The organism is Mycobacterium gallinarum (assembly GCF_010726765.1).
GTDB classification, from domain to species: domain Bacteria; phylum Actinomycetota; class Actinomycetes; order Mycobacteriales; family Mycobacteriaceae; genus Mycobacterium; species Mycobacterium gallinarum.
In genome coordinates this window covers 4,545,326-4,562,964 of the sequence record NZ_AP022601.1, presented here as the reverse complement: position 1 = coordinate 4,562,964, position 17,639 = coordinate 4,545,326, and the positions used below count along the sequence as shown (strand labels likewise).

Here is a 17,639-nt window from a genome sequence, read left to right as displayed (position 1 = left end):
GAACACATAGCCAGACGTAGTCCATATATTGAGGAGACTTCCGTGCCGAACCGACGTCGACGCAGGCTCTCGACAGCCATGAGCGCAGTCGCCGCCCTGGCAGTCGCGAGTCCAGCCGCTGTAGTCGCCGTATCCGAATTGTCCGCGAGCATCGATCCGCAGCCCCAGAAGCGCGAGTTCGTCCAGGCCGCGACGATCACCGACCTGCCCAACGAACTGATGTCGGCGCTGTCACAGGGTCTCTCGCAGTTCGGCATCAACCTGCCGCCCATGCCCACGGGTGTGCTGACGGGTACCGGCGCGAGCACGCCGACGACGCTGACCTCACCGGGCCTGACCTCGCCTGCGCTCACCACCCCCGGCCTCACCACACCGGGCCTGACCTCGCCGGGCCTGACCACGCCAGGGCTGACCACGCCGGGGTTGACCACGCCGGGACTGACCACACCCGGTCTTGATGTCCCGAGCGCGACCGTCCCCGGTCTCACCGCGACCGGTCCGTCGTTGACCGATCCGGCGCTGGCCAACCCCGCACTGACAAGCCCGTCGCTGTCCAGCCCGGGTCTGACCAGTCCCACGGCTGACGCCGGCGGCCTGACCACGCCCGCCGCGTCGCTCACCGATCCGGCGCTGGCACCGCTCGCGACCAGCGCCCTGCCCGCCCCCGGCGAGGTGCCGATCTCGGCGCCGATCGGGCTGGATCCCGGCGCGGGCATGTACCCGATCCTGGGCGACCCGTCGCTGGCGACCATGCCGGCGAGCACCGGCGGCGGCAGCAGCGGCATCATCGGCGACCTGTCGAGCATGGCCAACCAGCTCGGCGCCGGTCAGGCGATCGACCTCCTCAAGGGCATGGTGATGCCCGCGATCATGTCGGCGGTCAAGCCTGCGGGTGCCCCGGCAGTCGCAGGTGCGGCCCCCGCGGCCGCGGCTCCGGCCGCCCCGGCCGCAGCGGCAGGAGCCTCGACGGGCGCCGGCGCTTAAGACCTGTCACCGAACGGCACCGCAGAAGCCTTCCCCCGGGCTCTGCGGTGCCGTTGCGTGTGGATTCGGCGCCAGATTTGGTACCCGCCGGCGCGTGTCGAATCATTGGTAACAACTGACACATACGTAACATCAGTCCGTGCTGTATCGCCGCCCGCTGCCGTCGATGCTGTTCACCGCCGTTGCGGCGACGGCAGTCGTCCTTCCGATGGCGATCTACGGCATCCCCGGTGTCGGCGATGACGACCCGCAAGCCCGTGCCCCACAGCTCGCCCAGCAGCCGCTGACCGGTCTCGGCGGCGGGGAGACGATTCGCGAGATCCACCAGGCCACCCCCTTCTCACTGGTCGCGCTGACCGCGGAAAAGAAGGGCGACCTGGCCGGCACGTCGGCCCGGATCCGCGCCAAGAAGCCCGACGGCAGCTGGGGCCCCTGGTACAAGGCGGAAGCCATGGAGGGCCTCGGACCCGACACCCCGGCGCCGGGCGCCCCCGACGGCACCGAACCGGTCTTCGTCGGCCGCACGACGACAGTGCAGATCGCGGTCACCCGGCCTGCGCAGGCGCCGAAGCCGCCCAAGCCCGCCGACAATCGGCCCGAGCTGGGCTACGTGCCTGCCAACGTCGAGCAGCCGTTGCCCCAGAACATCAACGCGGTGCTGATCAGCCCACCGGAGGCGCCGGTGGATACGTTGCCGCGGCCCTCGGCGGTCACGGCGCCGGGATCGCCGCCACAGATCATCAACCGCGCGGGGTGGGGCGCCGACGAGGGAATGCGATGCGGAAACCCTGTGTACGACAGAGGGATCCGAGCCGGAATCGTCCACCACACCGCAGGCAGTAACGACTACGCGCCAGCGGATTCGGCCGGCATCATCCGGTCGATCTACGAGTACCACACCCGCACGCTGGGCTGGTGCGACATCGCCTACAACGCGATGGTCGACAAGTACGGCCAGGTCTTCGAAGGCCGCGCGGGCGGCATCGACAAGCCCGTCGAGGGCGCCCACACCGGTGGTTTCAACCGCGACACCTGGGGTGTGGCGATGCTGGGCAACTTCGACCAGGCGGCGCCGACACAGGTTCAGTTGGAGAACACGGGCCGACTGCTCGGATGGCGCCTCGGACTCGATCACCTCGACCCCAAGGGCACGGTGATACTCGCCTCTGCCGGCGGCTCGTTCTCCAAGTTCCCGTTCGGCGCCACCCCGAGGCTGCCCACGATCTTCACCCACCGCGATGTCGGCATCACCGAATGCCCGGGCAATGCTGCGTATGCCGCGATGGGCCAGATCCGGGACATCGCAGCACGATTCAACAGGCCCCCGGGTCCGGCCGATCTCGCGGACACGCTGCGCGGCGGTGCGATCTTCATGCGCTGGGAGTCGACGGGCGGCCCGAACGGTGCACTCGGCGCACCGCGGTCACCGGAGGCGTCGGGTGAGGGCCCGACGCGGTACGCGAACTTCGAGCGCGGCGCGATCTACTGGTCGCCGACCAGCGGAGCCGAACCGGTCACCGGCGAGATCTACAAGGCGTGGGGCTCACTCGGCTTCGAGCGCGGCGCCCTGGGCCTGCCGACGAGCGGCGAAATCCACGAGCCGCAGTGGATCGTGCAGAACTTCCAGCACGGCACGCTGAACTTCGACCGCCAGAACGGAACCGTCACCCGCGTCATCGACGGCGTACCCACCGAACTGCCCAAGGCCGATACCGCCAAGACTCCGATTCAGCTGGAGCGGTTCACGCCGCCCATCAGCCCCGCCTGAGTCACCACCACCAGCGCTCGAGCACCCGCGCCACCCCGTCGTCGGCGTTCGTCGCGGTGACCTCGTCGGCCGCCGCGAGGGCCTCCGGATGCGCGTTGCCCATCGCGACCCCGAGCCCGGCCCATGCCAGCATCGGCACATCGTTGGGCATATCACCGAAAGTGACCACCTCTTCGGCCGTGATGCCCAATGGTTCTGCCACCTCGGCGATTCCGGTCGCCTTGCTGATACCCAGCGGCATGATCTCGATCAGACCGTTGTTGGTCGAATAGGTGATATCGCCTTGCAGACCAACATGTTTCGCCAACTCCTCGGCCATGTCCGCACTGCGCACCCCCACCTTGCGGATCAGCAGCTTGATCGCGGGCGCACTCAGCAGGTCGTCGATCGACACCTCGGTGTTGTCGGGGTTCAGCCACGCGTGCTCGTAACCCGGCGAGCTGACGAACTGCGGGGTGGCGGCGTCGTGTGCACTGCGGCCCACCCGCTCGACGGCCAGGCCGGCGCCGGGAATGACTCGCGTCGCGATCTCGGCGAGCTCGCCGAGCAGGTCAGCGGACAGGGTGCGCGCCGATACGATGCGATCCGTCGACGGGTCATAGATCACCGCACCGTTGGCGCACACCGCCATCGGCGCAAAACCCAGGGCATCGACGACCGGTGAGATCCAGCGCGGCGGACGTCCCGTCGCGAGCACGAACTGGGTTCCTGAGTCCACGGCCGCCAGGACCGCGGCGCGAGTGCGGTCGGAGATGGCGTCGACGTCGTCATCGGTGAGCAGCGTGCCGTCCACATCGGAGGCAACCAGGCGGGGCAGGGTCACCGAGACTGCCGCTCAGCCTGCTTACGAGCGCGCTCGGCCAATTCGGCCTCGTCCAACGCCTTCGCTTCCTCCATCGTGGGAGCCGAGCCGCCCAGCCGCCGCGGCACCCAGTAGGCCCCGGGCGGGTGTTCGTAGGATTCCTGCACCTGGTGGAGGAGGTCGGTCATCGCGTTGCGCATCGCGGTGTCGGTCAGCTCGATCGTCTCCGCCGGTGGTATCGGCGTACCGACCTCGACGGTCATCGGAATCTTGGCGCGGCCCAGCTTGCGCGGATGGCCTTTCGTCCAGCGTCGCTGCGCACCCCAGACGATGAGCGGAACGATCGGTACCTGAGCCTCCACCGCCATGCGCGCAGCCCCGCTCTTGAAGTCCTTCAGCTCGAAGCTGCGGCTGATGGTGGCCTCCGGGTAGACGGCGACGAGCTCGCCGGCCCGCAGCTGCTCGACGGCGACCGCGTAAGCACCGGCGCCGGCCTTGCGGTCGACAGGGATGGTGCCCGAGTGCTTGATCAGGAAGTTGACGACCTTCACCTCCTGCATCTCCGACTTGATCATGAAGCGCAGCCGGCGCCGCACCTGGTAGGCGGACAGCGCGGCGGGCATCCAGTCGATATAGCTGGTGTGGTTGATGGCGACAACCGCACCGCCGTGCTTGGGGTAGTTCTCGAGTCCGCGGTAGGTGATGCGGCTCCCGGAAACCGCGACGCCCGCTGAGCAGGCGATCTCGAGCATGCGGAAAACCGGCTCCATCGCGCTACTCCGGCGCTCCCGTGGGGCCCCCCTGTGCGCGACGGGCCGCCTTCGCCTGCGCCTTCTGGACAGCCTCCTCGGCGTCCATCCGGTTCGCCTCGGCCAGCGTCGGCGCTCCGCCACCGAGGCGGTGCGGAACCCAGAACTCACCCGGTGGGTACGGCCCGTAGTCGTCCTGGACCCGTTCGAGCAGATGTTGCATCCGCGAATGCAGCAGCGCGGTCAGTTCGGCAGGCGGCAGCGTCGGATAGATCGGCTCCCCCACCGCCACGGCGATCGGCACCTTGGGACGTCGCATGTTCTTGGGGTGTCCCTTGGTCCAGATGCGCTGTGCGCCCCAGACGATGTGCGGGACGATCGGCACGTCGGCGGCGATCGCCATGCGCGCCGCGCCGGACTTGAACTCTTTGATCTCGAAGCTGCGGCTAATCGTGGCCTCCGGGTAGACGCCGACCAACTCGCCTTCCTTGAGCTTGCGGCACGCCTCGTCGAAGGACGCGGCGCCGCTGTCACGGTCCACCTCGATGTGGCGCAGGCTGCGCATGATCGGGCCGGTGATCTTGTTGTCGAAGACTTCCTTCTTCGCCATGAACCGCACCTTGCGGCCGCGCTTCTGCCGGTAGGCGGGCAGGCCGGCGAACGTGAAGTCCAGATAGCCGGTGTGGTTGATGGCGATGACCGCGCCGCCTTCGGCCGGCAGGTGCTCGACGCCGGTGACGGTGAACGTCAGACCCTGAAAGCGCCAGAGCATCCTGGCGAGTTGGATGACTGTTCCGTAAACCGGCTCCACATACGGCAGCCTAGTCGCGTAACGCGTCTCACCGAACCCGCGTATCTGCGGCACCCGTTTGCGTCCGGCTAGTCTTGATGCCGCACATGCGGTAGTCAGAAAGGGTATTAGTGCAGGTCACCAGCGTTGGACATGCAGGGTTCCGGATAGATACGAACGCCGGAAGCGTCTTGTGTGATCCGTGGGTCAACCCGGCGTACTTCGCGTCATGGTTCCCGTTCCCCGACAACAGCCAGCTGGACTGGGGTGCCCTCGGTGACTGCGATTACCTGTACGTGTCGCATCTGCACGCCGACCACTTCGACGCGAAGAACCTGAGCGCCCACGTCAACAAGGACGCCGTGGTCCTGCTGCCCGACTTCCCCGTGCCGGACCTGCGCCGCGAACTGGAAAAGCTCGGATTCCACCGGTTCTTCGAAACGACGGATTCGGTCAAGCACCGGGTCAGCGGCCCCAAGGGCGACCTCGACGTGATGATCATCTCGCTGCGCGCACCTGCGGACGGTCCCATCGGAGACTCTGGCCTGGTGCTCGACGACGGCGAGACGGTCTGCTTCAACATGAACGACGCCCGACCGGTGGACCTCGACGTGGTGCACGCCGACTTCGGCGCCGTCGACGTCCACATGCTGCAGTACTCCGGGGCCATCTGGTACCCGATGGTCTACGACATGCCCGCCCGCGCCAAGGAGGCGTTCGGCACCCAGAAGCGGCAGCGGCAGATGGACCGGTGCCGCCAATACATCGCACAGGTCGGGGCGACGTGGGTGATCCCGTCTGCAGGCCCGCCGTGCTTCCTCGACCCCGCGCTGCGTGACCTCAACGACGACCATGGCGACCCCGCCAACATCTTTCCCGACCAGGTGGTGTTCCTGGACCAGATGCGAGCCAACGGCCACGACGGCGGTCTGCTGATGATGCCCGGGACGAAAGCGGATTTCACTGGCGCACAGATGAATTCGCTTGTCCACCCGCTGCCCGAAGACGAGGTGCTGGCCATCTTCACCACCGGTAAGGCGGCCTACATCGCCGACTTCGCCGAACGGATGGCACCGGTGCTGGCCGCGGAGAAGGCCACCTGGGCCCCCGCGGCCGGCGAACCCTTGCTCGAGCCGCTGCGCGCGCTCTTCGAGCCGATCATGCTGCAGAGCGACCAGATCTGCGACGGCATCGGCTATCCGGTGGAACTGCGGCTCGGCCCCGAGACGGTGGTGATCGATTTCCCCAAACGTGCTGTGCGCGAGGCTATTCCAGACGAGAAGTTCCGGTACGGCTTCGCCATCGCGCCGGAACTCGTACGTACGGTATTGCGGGACAACGAGCCCGACTGGGTCAACACCATTTTCCTGTCCACCAGGTTCACGGCGTGGCGGGTCGGCGGCTACAACGAGCACCTCTACACGTTCTTCAAGTGCCTGACCGACGAGCGCATCGCCTATGCCGACGGCTGGTTCGCCGAGGCGCACGACGACACAGCGTCGATCACGTTGGACGGATGGGAGATTCAACGACGTTGTCCACATTTGAAGGCCGACCTGTCGAAGTTCGGCGTGGTCGAGGGCTCCACATTGACGTGCAACCTGCACGGTTGGCAGTGGAACCTCGAGAACGGCCGATGCTTGACGACCAAGGGACACGAACTGCGCTCGGCCCGCGAGGGAGCGCAGTCGTGACAGGGCCGCGCCAGTACTACGACGACGGCCTCATCCAGCTGGACCGCGAGGCGATCACCCTGCGCCGCTACCACTTCCCGTCGGGCACCTCGAAGATCATCCTGCTGCGCGATGTTCGCGGGTACAAGGCCGAATCACTGAGCTTCCTCAACGAGCGGTTCCGGCTGTGGGGCAGTTCGAGCCTGAGTCGGTGGCTGCCGCTAGACGTCTGGCGACCGATCAAATCCACGCTCATCACCCTCGATGTCGCCGGTGCGCGCACCAACCCGGCGTTCACGCCGCAGCGGCCGACGGAGTTCCTGGCCAAGCTCGACGAACTGCTGGAGCGCTAGAACGCTGGCACGCCGTCGCGATGCGGATGCAATGCACCGATCGCCGAGGTGAGGGGCAGGTGCAGCGCGTCGACAATGCCGGGCGCGGCCTCGCACACCCAGGGAATCGCGTTGACCGCGCGCATGCCGGTGGCGAGTAGTCCGTGATCGCTTGCGCTTTCGCCGTCGCGGTGACCCACTTCGAACTCCCCGTCGAACGACGGCTCACCGTCGATCAGCACCCGCCAGATACCGTCGGTGGCTCCGGTTCGACCCGTCGGCCAGTCCGGGGCCAGATCGTCGGCCATCCGGTCGACATGCTCGAGGCTGACGACCTCCTCGCCGTCGACGACCCCGATGCACTTGGCGTACGTGGCGCCGACCGTGCCCGCCGGGATGAGACCGCACGCGGTATGCAGATCGCGCGGGGTCGGAAGGAATTCACACGTCTCACGGATCTCGTCGAACTCGACACCGAGTGCGTCGGCGACCATTGTGATCGCCGCGCCCCAACCCCACCTCAGGACCCCCGGCTGCTTCAAACCGCCCTGATAGTCGAGCGGCTGACCGAACCCGAACAACTCGCGGACGTCCCACTCGACGGGATACTCCGAGTAGTTCGTGATCTCGATACCGCGTACCGCATACACCTTGTGCGACATCGTCATCAGCGCGATCGGGAAGAGGTCGCAACCGAAGCCGGGTTCGATGCCCGACGAGAAGATCGAGCTGCGACCGGCGGCCGTCGCCTCGCGGATCGGGTCGAGAAAGCGCTTTGAGAGCGAACCCTTTTCGTAGACGAGACCGGGCAGCGACGTGGTGACGACGTTGGTGCCCGACGACAGGACGCGGCAGAAGTCGGCGAGCGCCTCAGCCGGTCGCGGGCCGGCGGGCGCCGCGTACATCACGCAATCCACGCCCGAGGCCAGCAGCGCATCCGCGTCACGAGTGGCCGTGACGCCGACCGGATCGATGCCCGCCAGCACCCCGACATCCTGGCCGTCCTTGGCCTCCGAATGCACCCACGCACCGGCGAGTTCGAGGTTGGGCCGGTCCATGATCGTCCGGATCCCGTAGCGCCCGACCCCGCCGGTGGCCCACACCGCGACGCGGTACCTCTTGTCCGATGGCTGCGCCATTGGTTTCTCCCTCGACTCGCCCTTGCGCAAAAACATTACATCTGTAATGTCTTTCCGGGGTCGAACTCCGCGGGAATGGAGACGAAGGTGGGCGAACTCGATGGCGTACTGAGAGGCAAGGTGGCCATCGTCACCGGCACCAGCCGCGGCGTCGGCGTCGGCATCGCACACGAGCTGTTGCGGGCCGGGGCGACGGTGGTCGGCTGCTCGCGGTCGGCACTCGACGCGATGCCTGGTACGGAAGACAACCCCGACTGGGCGGCGCGATCCGACCAAATGGTCTGTGACCAAGCCGATTACACGGCGATCGACGCATTCGTTCAGCGCGTCGTCGATCGCTTCGGCCGGCTGGACATCCTGGTCAACAACGCGGGTGGCACCGTACCGTCGCCGTCGGTCGACGAGGTTCCGGCGTTGGTGTCGCGTATCCAAGGCGCCCCGGCCAGCGACGACGACTACGAGCGGAGCGCTCTCTTTCACGCGTTCGCCGTTCAGATGAATCTCATCAGCCCGCTGTGGTTCGCGATTCGCGCGTACCGACAGATGAAGACCCAGGACGGAACCGGCTGCATCATCAACGTCTCCAGCGGAGCCGGCCATCCCGCCGGTTCGCCGACCCTGGTGTCCTACGGGGCCGCGAAGGCGGGGCTGAACCAGATGACCCGCTCACTAGCCCAGGAGTGGGGTCCCGCGGTCCGGGTCAACTGCGTCGCCCTCGGCCCGACGATCACCGAGAACTTCCGGTCGTTCGTTCTGCCCAAGGACGATCCCACCGGGGCCAAGTATTTCGTCAACGTCCCGATGCGCCGCGGCGGCGAGCCGGCCGAGGTCGGACGCACCTGCGTCTTCCTCGCCTCCGGCACAGCCGATTTCGTCAACGGAACCACGATCGAGATCGACGGCGGAATGCTGCCCGGCGTGCTGTACGACGCAGGGCTCAAGACCATCACCGATCTGCTCTGAAGGACACAGCGAAATGACGCGGCGCATCATCCAGTTCTCCACCGGCAATGTCGGCATACATGCACTGCGCACGATCATTGAACGTCCGGACCTCGAGTTGGTGGGCCTGCACGCGGCTAGCCCCGACAAGATCGGCCGGGACGCGGCGGAGTTGTGCGGGCGCGCCGAACCGACCGGTGTGATGGCCACCGACGACATCGACGCACTGTTGGCGCTCGGCGCCGATTGCGTGGTCTACACGTCGCAGGCCGAGACCCGCCCGGCGGAGGCGATGGACGACATCGCGCGCTTCCTGCGCGCGGGAACCAACGTCGTCGGATCGTCGTTCGTCTGGCTGGTCGCGCCGGAGTTCACCGACGAATGGCTACGGAAACCTCTCGAAGAAGCCTGCCGGCAGGGTAATTCGACGCTGTACATCAATGGCATCGATCCCGGTTTCTCCGGCGATACGCTCGTGTACACGGCGCTGAGCCTGGCCGGTCGCGCCGACTCGATCACGGTTCAGGAGATCTGCGACTACGCCACCTACGACGACGCCGAGTTCACCGGCGTCACCTTCGGTTTCGGTACCGACCCCGAGCACCAACCGATCCTCTTCATGCCGGGCGTGCTCGCGTCGATGTGGGGTATCCAGGTGCGCAGCCTGGCCGCGGATCTCGGTGTGGAGCTCGACGAGGTGCGCGAGCGGCACGAGAAATGGGTTACGCCCGAACCGATCTCGTGCACGATGATGGACGTCGAGGTCGGCAAGGTCGCCGCGGTGCGCTTCGGTGTCGAAGGCGTTCGGGACGGCAAGGTCGTCATCACCATGGAACACGTGAACCGGTTGACCGAAGTCGCCGCCCCGCACTGGGCCGTCCCGCCGGACGGTCGCCCGGGAGTGCATCGCGTTGTCGTGGAAGGCGACCCCGGTGTCGAGATCAACACCCATGTCGGCCTCGGCGGCACTGACCACAACCAGGGCGGCGTGATCGCCACCGCGGCGCGACCGATCAACGCCATCGAAGCGGTGTGCAGGGCACCCGCCGGAATCCTCGCCGCTCACGACTTCCGGCCGCTGGATCACATCCGCGGTGTCATGTGGTGAAGTCTGTCCATGGCAGGTGCAGTCCAACCGCGGCGTCCCCCAGGGGGTAACCAGCTGCGCGCCGAGCGGACCCGGCAGATGGTGATCGACGAGACCGTCCGCTACATCCTCGACGAGGGCTTCGCCGCCCCCAGCGTCCGTCGCATAACCGAGCGCGCCGGGGTGACGTGGGGAGTGGTGCAGTACCACTTCGGCGATCTGAACGGACTTCTCATCGCGGTCGTCGACGAGGGTTTCCGTCAGCTCACCGAAATTCTCGCCGCAGTACCCGCCACGACCGCGGAGCTCGCTATCGAACAACGCACCCAGGTGGTCGTCGACGCGGCATGGTCGGCGTTCTCGAGCCCGACGTCGATGGCGGCCATCGAGATCCTGATCGCCACGCGTTCGGGCAGAAGCGATGCGGTCAACATGCGGCTGGCGGACACGATGCGTCAGCTCACCGAACTCGGCAGGCACCTCGGCGAGGGCCTGGATCCGAAGCACGCGAAGGAAATCGGCAACCACATCTGGGCGTGCCTGCGCGGAATTGTTGTGGCACAGATTATTTCGTCACAACCACTGGACACGTCCAGGGACCGGCGCGCCCTGGTCGACGTACTGACCGCCTACGTCCTCACGCACAGTTTGGAACGCTAGGACTTGGGCTCGAGCACTTCGGTTCCGACGAAGGGCACCAAAGCTTCTGGCACCCGCACGCTTCCGTCGGGCTGCTGGTGATTCTCCAGGATGGCCACCAGCCACCGTGTCGTGGCCAGCGTGCCGTTGAGGGTGGCAGCGGTCTGGGGCTTGCCGTTCTCGTCGCGATAGCGCACCGAAAGACGTCGCGCCTGGAACGTCGTGCAGTTCGACGTCGAGGTCAGCTCTCGGTACGTCTGCTGCGTCGGGACCCACGCCTCGCAGTCGAACTTACGCGCGGCCGATGAGCCCAAATCCCCTGCGGCGATATCGATTACGCGATACGGGACATCGATCTTCGCCAGCATCTCGCGCTCCCAGCCGAGCAGCCGCTGGTGTTCGGCCTCGGCCTCGTCGGGCTTGCAGTAGATGAAGCCCTCGACCTTGTCGAACTGGTGCACCCGGATGATGCCGCGGGTGTCCTTACCGTGACTGCCCGCCTCGCGACGAAAGCACGACGACCACCCGGCATAGCGCAGCGGACCGTCGGACAGGTCGAGGATCTCGTCGGAGTGATAGCCGGCCAAGGCCACCTCGGAGGTACCGACGAGGTACAGATCGTCGGACTCCAGGTGGTAGACCTCCTCGGCGTGCGCACCGAGAAAACCGGTGCCCGCCATGATCTCCGGGCGCACCAGCACCGGCGGGATCATCAGCGTGAAACCGTTGTCCTGGGCCAGTCGCGCGGCCAGCTGCAACAGGCCGAGCTGGAGCAGAGCTCCCGCACCGGTCAGGAAGTAGAACCGCGCGCCGGAGACTTTCGCCCCGCGCTCGAGGTCGATGAGCCCCAGCGATTCGCCGAGCTCGACGTGGTCCTTCGGGTTGTCGATGGCGCGGGGTTCGCCGACGGTGTCCAGCACCACGAAGTCGTCCTCACCACCGGCGGGGACACCGTCGATGATCACGTTCGCGATGGCCATGTGCGCCGCGGTGAACGCCGCTTCGGCCTGGCTCTGCTCGGCTTCGGCGGCCTTGACTTTGTCGGCCAGTTCCTTGGCCGCCGCCAGCAGCGCGGGCCGCTCGTCCGGCGAGGCCTTGCCGACCTTCTTACTGGCCGTCTTCTGCTCGGCGCGCAGATTGTCGCCGGACGACACCGCGGAGCGCCGCGCGGCATCCGCGTCGAGGAGGGCATCGACGAGGCCAGGATCTTCTCCGCGGGCGCGTTGCGATGCGCGCACCACGTCCGGGTTGTTCCGCAGCAGTTTGAGGTCGATCACGGGCGCAACACTACTTTTGGCAACCGGTGGGGAACAGCCGAGGTCGGTGCCCCAGCCACAACCTCGTAACGTTACAACTGCATCACTTGTCACAGGGCCCGACACGCCTGTCACAATGGAGCAGATGTCTGACGCACCCACCCTGGAATACCCGCACGACGACGAGGCAGGCCGACCCTCGTCGCGGGCGCCTTGGTGGCGCAGCCTGCAGGCGGCCTCGACCCGCCGCGCACTGCTGCTGACCGCGCTCGGCGGCCTGCTCATCGCCGGTTTGATCACCGCGATTCCGCAGACCGAAAGCTCGGGCCTGACGGCCAGCACCATTTCACTGGGCCCCCGCGGCAACGACACCTTCAAGCACGCGAAGGCCGGCGACTGCCTCAACTGGCCCGACCGCACGCCCGATGCCGCGGAGATCGTCGACTGCAAGGACGAGCACCGCTTCGAGGTCGCCGAATCGGTGGACATGCGGACGTTCCCCGGCAGCGAGTACGGGCCCGACGCGGCCCCGCCGTCGACCGCACGGATCCAGCAGATCAGCCAGGAACAGTGCTCGGCCGCGGTCAAGCACTACCTGGGCACCGACTTCGACCCGAACAGCCGCTTCACCATCAGCATGCTGTGGTCCGGCGACAAGGCGTGGAAGCAGTCCGGCGAGCGGCGAATGCTTTGCGGGATGCAGCTGCCCGGCCCCAACAACCAACAGTTGGCGTTCAAGGGCAAGGTCGCCGACATCGACCAATCCAAGGTGTGGCCCGCGGGCACGTGCCTGGGCATCGACCCGTCGACCAATCAGCCCACCGACATTCCGATCGACTGCGCAGCGCCGCACGCGATGGAGGTCACCGGCGCGGTGAACCTGGCCGAGAAGTTCCCCGCCGGCCTGCCCCCCGAGTCCGAGCAGGACAGCTTCATCAAGGACGCGTGCACCCGGATGACCGACGCCTACCTGGCGCCCATCCAACTTCGCAGCACCACCCTGACCCTCATCTACAGCACGATCTCGCTGCCGACGTGGTCGGCGGGCAGCCGCCAGGTCTCGTGCAGTATCGGGGCGACCCTCGGAAACGGCGGCTGGTCAACGCTTCTCAACAGTGCCAAGGGCCCGTTGATGATCAACGGTCAGCCGCCGGTGCCGCCGCCGGACATCCCCGAGGAGCGGCTGAACTTTCCGCCGATCCCCATGCCCGACGAGCCCGAGGAGTCGTCCTCCTCGTCCTCCTCGTCCTCGTCGTCCTCGTCGACCACCGACGACTCCGACTACGGCAACCAGACCCAGCACATGCCGGGCTCCGCGCAGGCCACCGAAACTCCTGAGCCGACCACAGACCCGGCCGCACCGGGCAACACCTTCCTCAACGCACCGCCCCCACCACCGGGTGCGCCACCGCCGCCGCCCCCACCACCGGGCGCGCCGCCACCGCCACCGCCACCGGGTGCGCCGCCACCGCCGCCACCACCCCCGGCGCCCGCGCCGGCACCACCGCCACCGGCAGTGCCTCCTCCGCCACCAGCGCCGGTGCCGTAGCCGCGTGACCGTGCGGATGAGCCCGCAACGGTTTGACGAGCTGGTCTCCGACGCGCTCGACCTGATCCCCCAAGAGCTGACGAAGGCGATCGACAACGTCGTCGTCCTCGTCGAGGACCGCAACGCCGACGAACCCGACCTGTTGGGGCTCTACGAGGGGGTCGCGCTGACCGAGCGGGACAGTTGGTATGCCGCGGGATCGCTGCCGGACACCATCACGATCTACCGCGGCGCGCTGCTGGACTTCTGCGACACCGAGGCGGAGGTCGTCGACGAGGTGGCCATCACCGTCATCCACGAGATCGCGCACCACTTCGGCATCGACGACGACCGCCTGCACGAACTCGGCTGGGGTTAGCCCGCCGACACGCCGCGCTGTTGGAGCACATGCGTGCACTCGCGCGAGAAACTGGGCACATGAGCAGCCGATGCCGTGCCTGTGTGGCGGGGGTCGAGCACTGCCATGGCACCGTCATCCACCACGCACTGGCCCGTACCGAATGCACCGAGCCGGACTGCCGAACTCCTGAAGTGGTGCACGGTTTCGCGATCGACTGCGAGGCGGTCGGCTGCACGTGCGGCCGCGACGCCTCCATCGCGACGGCGATCTGAGGCTGTCAGCCCATCGGGTCGGCCGACTCGAGCGCGTCCTGAACGGGATCGACGTCGGGCTCGGGATAGAACGGCGGCAGTATCGTCCCCCACTGCACACAGCTCCAGCGTCCATCGGTGATCGGCGCCAGCACCACCGCCTCCGTATTGCCCAGATGGTGGTCGAGGACGAAGCTGCTGTCCACGCCGGCCAGCACGGCCGAGGCCAGCCGGATCGCGGCGCCGTGGCTGACCACGACGATGTCGCCGGAGAACGAGTCGTCGTCGAGGTAGCGGATGCGCAACTGGGTGACGACCGGCAGGTAGCGCTCGAGCACCTGGCTGGCCGTCTCCCCGGCGGGCAGCGGCAGGTCGACATGGCCCTCGTGCCATCGCTTGTAGATGTTGTTGAACTCCTCGATGGCCGCGTCGTCGTGACGATCTTCGAGGTGACCCACCTGAACCTCGTGGATCCCCTCCAGCTCGTGGGTGTCCACGCCGAGTTCGTCGGCGATTTCACGCGCGGTCTGCGAGGCCCGCACCGCGATCGAATGCGCGACGAGGCCGGGTTTGTCGGGGAGTCCGCGCGCGAATGTCCGGGCCTGGTCGCGACCGAGATCGGTCAGTTCCGCCCCCGGCGGCCTGGTGTCGAGCCGACGCTCGACGTTGGCGTGTGACTGTCCGTGCCGGACCAGCACCAGCCGTCCACTCACCCTTCGCCCTCCCGCTCTTGGTCCTCCCGCACCGGCGTCCGGGTGGCCGGGCCCATCGGCCACGAACCGAGATATCGCACATCCACACAACGTTCGACCAGCGCCTTGAGTGCCTCGGCGACCGGCGCATCATCGACGTGCCCGACGCAGTCGAGGAAGAAGATGTAGGTACCCAGTTCGGTTCGGGTCGGCCGTGATTCGATGCGGGTCAGGTCGATGTCGCGGACGGCGAACTCCCCGAGCGCCGACGCGAGTGCCCCGGGAACGTTCGCGAGCCGGAGCACCACCGATGTGCGGTCGGCGTTGGTCCGCCGCGGTGGTGGGCCGACCGGTCCTGCCAGCACGAATCGGGTGCGGGCGTTCGGTTCGTCGATGACGCCGGAGGCGAGCACGTCCAGACCGTGGCGTTGCGCGGCGAGCGCGGTGGTGACGGCGGCATCGGCGCGTCCTTCGGCGACGTCGACGGCCGCCGCGGCGTTGGAGTTCGCCGCCTGGAATTCAGCGTCGGGATAGTTCTTCGCGACCCACTTCGCGACCTGGGCGCGCGCCACCGGAAACGCGGCGATCGTGGCGGGGTCGGCCACTCCGCTGCGCGCCGCGATCGTGAATGCGATGTCGAGGGTGTATTCGGCGAAGATCTGCAGTGGCGAACCGGTCGCCAGACTGTCCAGTGTCGGGAGCACGGAGCCGTCGATCGAGTTCTCGATCGGCACGCACGCGAAGGCGGCGTCTGCGGATCGCACCATCTCCAGCGCGGCCGCCGGGCTGCTCGTCGGAAACCATTCGAACTCGGTCAACGGAACCAGGTGAGCCCCGACCATGCCGCGCAAGGCCGCCTCGGTGAAGGTCCCTTCGGGTCCGAGATACGCGATACGGGTCACGGTCCAACCCTATCGGTTCCCCTCGGTAATCCCGTTCCGCTGCACGTAAGCCTTGCGCGACCAGGCGAGGCTTAGTTAAGTTAGGCTCACCTTATCTACGAGAGGTTGGCCATGACAGAGCTGGAGACCAAAGCCACACCGACGACGGCCGAGCGCATCCGCAGCGCGTTCGCACGGGCCGGCGGGGCGATGCTGGCGGTCGAAGGGCTGGAACCCGCCGAATCTCCGGTGCACCACCTGCTCGACGACGGTTCGTTCGCCATCACCGTTCCGGTCGACGGCGCCGTCGCTCACATGGTGGTTTCGGCGGGTGCGGCCGGTGTTCAGGCGGTGCTGGAGATGACCGACTACGCCCCGCTACCGCTACGCGAACCGGTGCGGTCGCTGGTGTGGATCCGCGGCCGCCTGCACGACGTCCCCTCCGACGAGGTCTCCGCGCTGCTCGACCTCATCGCCGCCGAGGATCCGAATCCCGCCTTGCTCCAGGTGAACTCGGGAACCGCCGACTCCGAGAAGGACACCCGCTACGCGTTGATGAGGCTCGAGATCGACTCCGTTGTCGTCGCCGACTCCACCGGGGCCGAATCCGTCGGGTTGAGCGCGCTGCTGGGTGCACGTCCCGACCCGTTCTGCGCGATGGAGTCGTGCTGGCTGCAGCACATGGAGTCCGCGCACCGCGAGGTGGTCGACCGGTTGGCCAGCCGACTGCCCAGCTCGCTGCGCCGCGGACGCGTCCGTCCCCTCGGCCTGGATCGCTACGGTGTCCAGCTGCGCATCGAGGGCGATGACGGCGACCACGACGTTCGGCTGCCCTTCGCGAAGCCGGTCGACGACGTCAGCGGTCTGTCCCAGGCGCTCCGCGTTCTGATGGGCTGCCCGTTCCTCAACGGCTTGCGCGCGCGCCGGCTCTGAGCCGCAGCCGGGCCGCTAGCCTGACCCGGTGACCGCCGGCGCCCCCGACGACCTGACAGACCCGCAGCGCCGTGGGTTGCGCATCGAGATCGTCGTCGTATTGGCGGTCACCTTCGGACTGTCGGCGTACACCGCCCTGCTCAACCTGATCGAGGCGGTCCTGCTCGGGCTGTCCGGACAGGTCGTGGCGCTCAATCCGCGCCGGTCGCCTTTCGACCTGATCGACCTGGGACTGAACCTCTCGTGGGTTTTCCAGTTGCTGGCGTGGGGCGCTCTGGGCCTATACCTGTTGTGGCGCAGCGGTATTGGTCCTGCCCAGATCGGGCTGGGCAGAATCCAGTGGCGTCCCGACCTCCTTGGCGGCATCGGCCTGGCACTGCTGATCGGGCTGCCCGGACTGGGGTTCTACTTGCTGTCACGAGTGCTGGGCATGAACGCCTCGGTGGAACCCGCGGAGCTGTACGACACCTGGTGGCGCATCCCCGTGCTACTGCTCGTCGCGTTCGCGAACGGCTGGGCCGAGGAAGTGATCGTCGTCGGGTTCCTGCTCACCCGACTGCGCCAGCTGCAAATCAGCCCGCTGGCCGCGGTGATCATCACGAGCCTGTTGCGCGGTCTGTACCACCTGTATCAGGGTTTCGGCGCCGGGCTCGGCAACGTGGCGATGGGCCTGGTGTTCGGCTACGTGTACCTGCGCACCGGACGGTTGTGGCCGCTGATCGTCGCGCACGCGCTGATCGACGCGGTCGCATTCGTCGGATACGCATTGGCGGCAGGCCATCTGAACTGGCTGCAGTAGGGTTCGGCCGACGTACATTTCTTGCTGTGGACG

General features: G+C 67.3%; 19 protein-coding genes. 12 read left to right on the top strand and 7 right to left on the bottom strand.

Translation table 11 applies throughout. The features are described 5' to 3' along the window. The first annotated feature begins 42 nt into the window (after positions 1 to 42). Positions 43 to 984: a hypothetical protein gene (locus G6N42_RS22545; RefSeq protein ID WP_163733103.1), complete on the top strand. Its 942-nt coding sequence runs from the start codon at positions 43 to 45 to the stop codon at positions 982 to 984. A 166-nt stretch (positions 985 to 1,150) separates the two neighbouring features. Continuing rightward, positions 1,151 to 2,752: an N-acetylmuramoyl-L-alanine amidase gene (locus tag G6N42_RS22540; protein WP_434059626.1), complete on the top strand. Its 1,602-nt coding sequence runs from the start codon at positions 1,151 to 1,153 to the stop codon at positions 2,750 to 2,752. 1 nt (position 2,753) lies between these two features. Here G6N42_RS22540 and G6N42_RS22535 read toward each other — a convergent pair whose 3' ends face one another. The 3 genes from G6N42_RS22535 to G6N42_RS22525 are packed head-to-tail and all read right to left on the bottom strand — an operon-like array spanning position 2,754 to position 5,114. Further along, positions 2,754 to 3,575, bottom strand: a complete 822-nt coding sequence (locus G6N42_RS22535; protein WP_163733097.1) for an HAD family hydrolase — start codon at positions 3,573 to 3,575, stop codon at positions 2,754 to 2,756. Next, complete coding sequence (locus G6N42_RS22530; protein ID WP_163733093.1) at positions 3,572 to 4,324, bottom strand: lysophospholipid acyltransferase family protein; 753 nt, start codon at positions 4,322 to 4,324, stop codon at positions 3,572 to 3,574. The genes G6N42_RS22535 and G6N42_RS22530 overlap by 4 nt, the downstream gene beginning before the upstream one ends. Before the next feature lie 4 nt (positions 4,325 to 4,328). Beyond that, positions 4,329 to 5,114, bottom strand: a complete 786-nt coding sequence (locus tag G6N42_RS22525) for a lysophospholipid acyltransferase family protein (RefSeq protein WP_163733090.1) — start codon at positions 5,112 to 5,114, stop codon at positions 4,329 to 4,331. 110 nt (positions 5,115 to 5,224) lie between these two features. On the opposite strand from G6N42_RS22525, the gene G6N42_RS22520 reads away from it, so the two are divergent. Together G6N42_RS22520 and G6N42_RS22515 are read left to right on the top strand one after the other, a co-directional pair. Beyond that, a complete protein-coding gene (locus G6N42_RS22520; RefSeq protein ID WP_163733087.1) occupies positions 5,225 to 6,787 on the top strand; it encodes an MBL fold metallo-hydrolase in 1,563 nt (520 codons plus the stop codon). After that, positions 6,784 to 7,119 carry a hypothetical protein gene (locus G6N42_RS22515; protein ID WP_163733084.1) on the top strand — a complete coding sequence of 112 codons (336 nt, stop codon included), beginning with the start codon at positions 6,784 to 6,786 and terminating at the stop codon, positions 7,117 to 7,119. The genes G6N42_RS22520 and G6N42_RS22515 overlap by 4 nt, the downstream gene beginning before the upstream one ends. Here the strand turns inward: G6N42_RS22515 and G6N42_RS22510 are convergent. Further along, complete coding sequence (locus G6N42_RS22510) at positions 7,116 to 8,237, bottom strand: NAD(P)H-dependent amine dehydrogenase family protein (RefSeq protein ID WP_163733081.1); 1,122 nt, start codon at positions 8,235 to 8,237, stop codon at positions 7,116 to 7,118. The genes G6N42_RS22515 and G6N42_RS22510 overlap by 4 nt on opposite strands. 87 nt (positions 8,238 to 8,324) lie before the next feature. Between G6N42_RS22510 and G6N42_RS22505 the strand changes: the two genes are divergently transcribed. Genes G6N42_RS22505 through G6N42_RS22495 form a run of 3 tightly spaced genes read left to right on the top strand, consistent with a single transcriptional unit; the run spans position 8,325 to position 10,926 of the window. Then, entirely contained in the window at positions 8,325 to 9,200 is an 876-nt protein-coding gene (locus G6N42_RS22505) for an SDR family NAD(P)-dependent oxidoreductase (RefSeq protein ID WP_410506623.1), read from the top strand. A 13-nt stretch (positions 9,201 to 9,213) separates the two neighbouring features. Next, positions 9,214 to 10,287 (top strand): NAD(P)H-dependent amine dehydrogenase family protein, encoded by a 1,074-nt coding sequence (locus tag G6N42_RS22500; protein ID WP_163733074.1) that lies wholly within the window; start codon positions 9,214 to 9,216, stop codon positions 10,285 to 10,287. Positions 10,288 to 10,290: 3 nt separating this feature from the next. Beyond that, entirely contained in the window at positions 10,291 to 10,926 is a 636-nt protein-coding gene (locus G6N42_RS22495; RefSeq protein WP_197905586.1) for a TetR/AcrR family transcriptional regulator, read from the top strand. On the opposite strand, the gene serS is transcribed toward G6N42_RS22495, so the two are convergent. After that, the gene (gene serS / locus G6N42_RS22490; RefSeq protein WP_163733068.1) at positions 10,923 to 12,182 is read right to left on the bottom strand and encodes a serine--tRNA ligase; all 1,260 of its coding nucleotides are present in this window, start codon (positions 12,180 to 12,182) and stop codon (positions 10,923 to 10,925) included. The two genes, G6N42_RS22495 and serS, sit on opposite strands and share 4 nt — an antisense overlap. Before the next feature lie 115 nt (positions 12,183 to 12,297). Between serS and G6N42_RS22485 the strand changes: the two genes are divergently transcribed. Genes G6N42_RS22485 through G6N42_RS22475 form a run of 3 tightly spaced genes read left to right on the top strand, consistent with a single transcriptional unit; the run spans position 12,298 to position 14,322 of the window. Next, positions 12,298 to 13,710, top strand: coding sequence for a septum formation family protein (locus tag G6N42_RS22485; protein ID WP_163733066.1), 1,413 nt, complete (start codon positions 12,298 to 12,300; stop codon positions 13,708 to 13,710). 4 nt (positions 13,711 to 13,714) lie between these two features. Then, positions 13,715 to 14,068 (top strand): metallopeptidase family protein, encoded by a 354-nt coding sequence (locus G6N42_RS22480; protein ID WP_163733063.1) that lies wholly within the window; start codon positions 13,715 to 13,717, stop codon positions 14,066 to 14,068. A 59-nt stretch (positions 14,069 to 14,127) separates the two neighbouring features. After that, on the top strand, positions 14,128 to 14,322 hold the full coding sequence (locus G6N42_RS22475) for a hypothetical protein (protein ID WP_163733061.1): 195 nt from the start codon (positions 14,128 to 14,130) through the stop codon (positions 14,320 to 14,322). Between the two features lie 5 nt (positions 14,323 to 14,327). Here the strand turns inward: G6N42_RS22475 and G6N42_RS22470 are convergent, their stop codons facing one another. Together G6N42_RS22470 and pheA are read right to left on the bottom strand one after the other, a co-directional pair. After that, positions 14,328 to 15,014 carry a histidine phosphatase family protein gene (locus tag G6N42_RS22470; protein WP_163733059.1) on the bottom strand — a complete coding sequence of 229 codons (687 nt, stop codon included), beginning with the start codon at positions 15,012 to 15,014 and terminating at the stop codon, positions 14,328 to 14,330. After that, on the bottom strand, positions 15,011 to 15,895 hold the full coding sequence (gene pheA, locus G6N42_RS22465; RefSeq protein ID WP_163733054.1) for a prephenate dehydratase: 885 nt from the start codon (positions 15,893 to 15,895) through the stop codon (positions 15,011 to 15,013). The genes G6N42_RS22470 and pheA overlap by 4 nt, the downstream gene beginning before the upstream one ends. Before the next feature lie 111 nt (positions 15,896 to 16,006). On the opposite strand from pheA, the gene G6N42_RS22460 reads away from it, so the two are divergent. Beyond that, positions 16,007 to 16,807: a DUF2470 domain-containing protein gene (locus G6N42_RS22460; protein WP_163733051.1), complete on the top strand. Its 801-nt coding sequence runs from the start codon at positions 16,007 to 16,009 to the stop codon at positions 16,805 to 16,807. 28 nt (positions 16,808 to 16,835) lie between these two features. Beyond that, entirely contained in the window at positions 16,836 to 17,606 is a 771-nt protein-coding gene (locus G6N42_RS22455; protein WP_163733049.1) for a CPBP family intramembrane glutamic endopeptidase, read from the top strand. Positions 17,607 to 17,639: the final 33 nt, after the last annotated feature.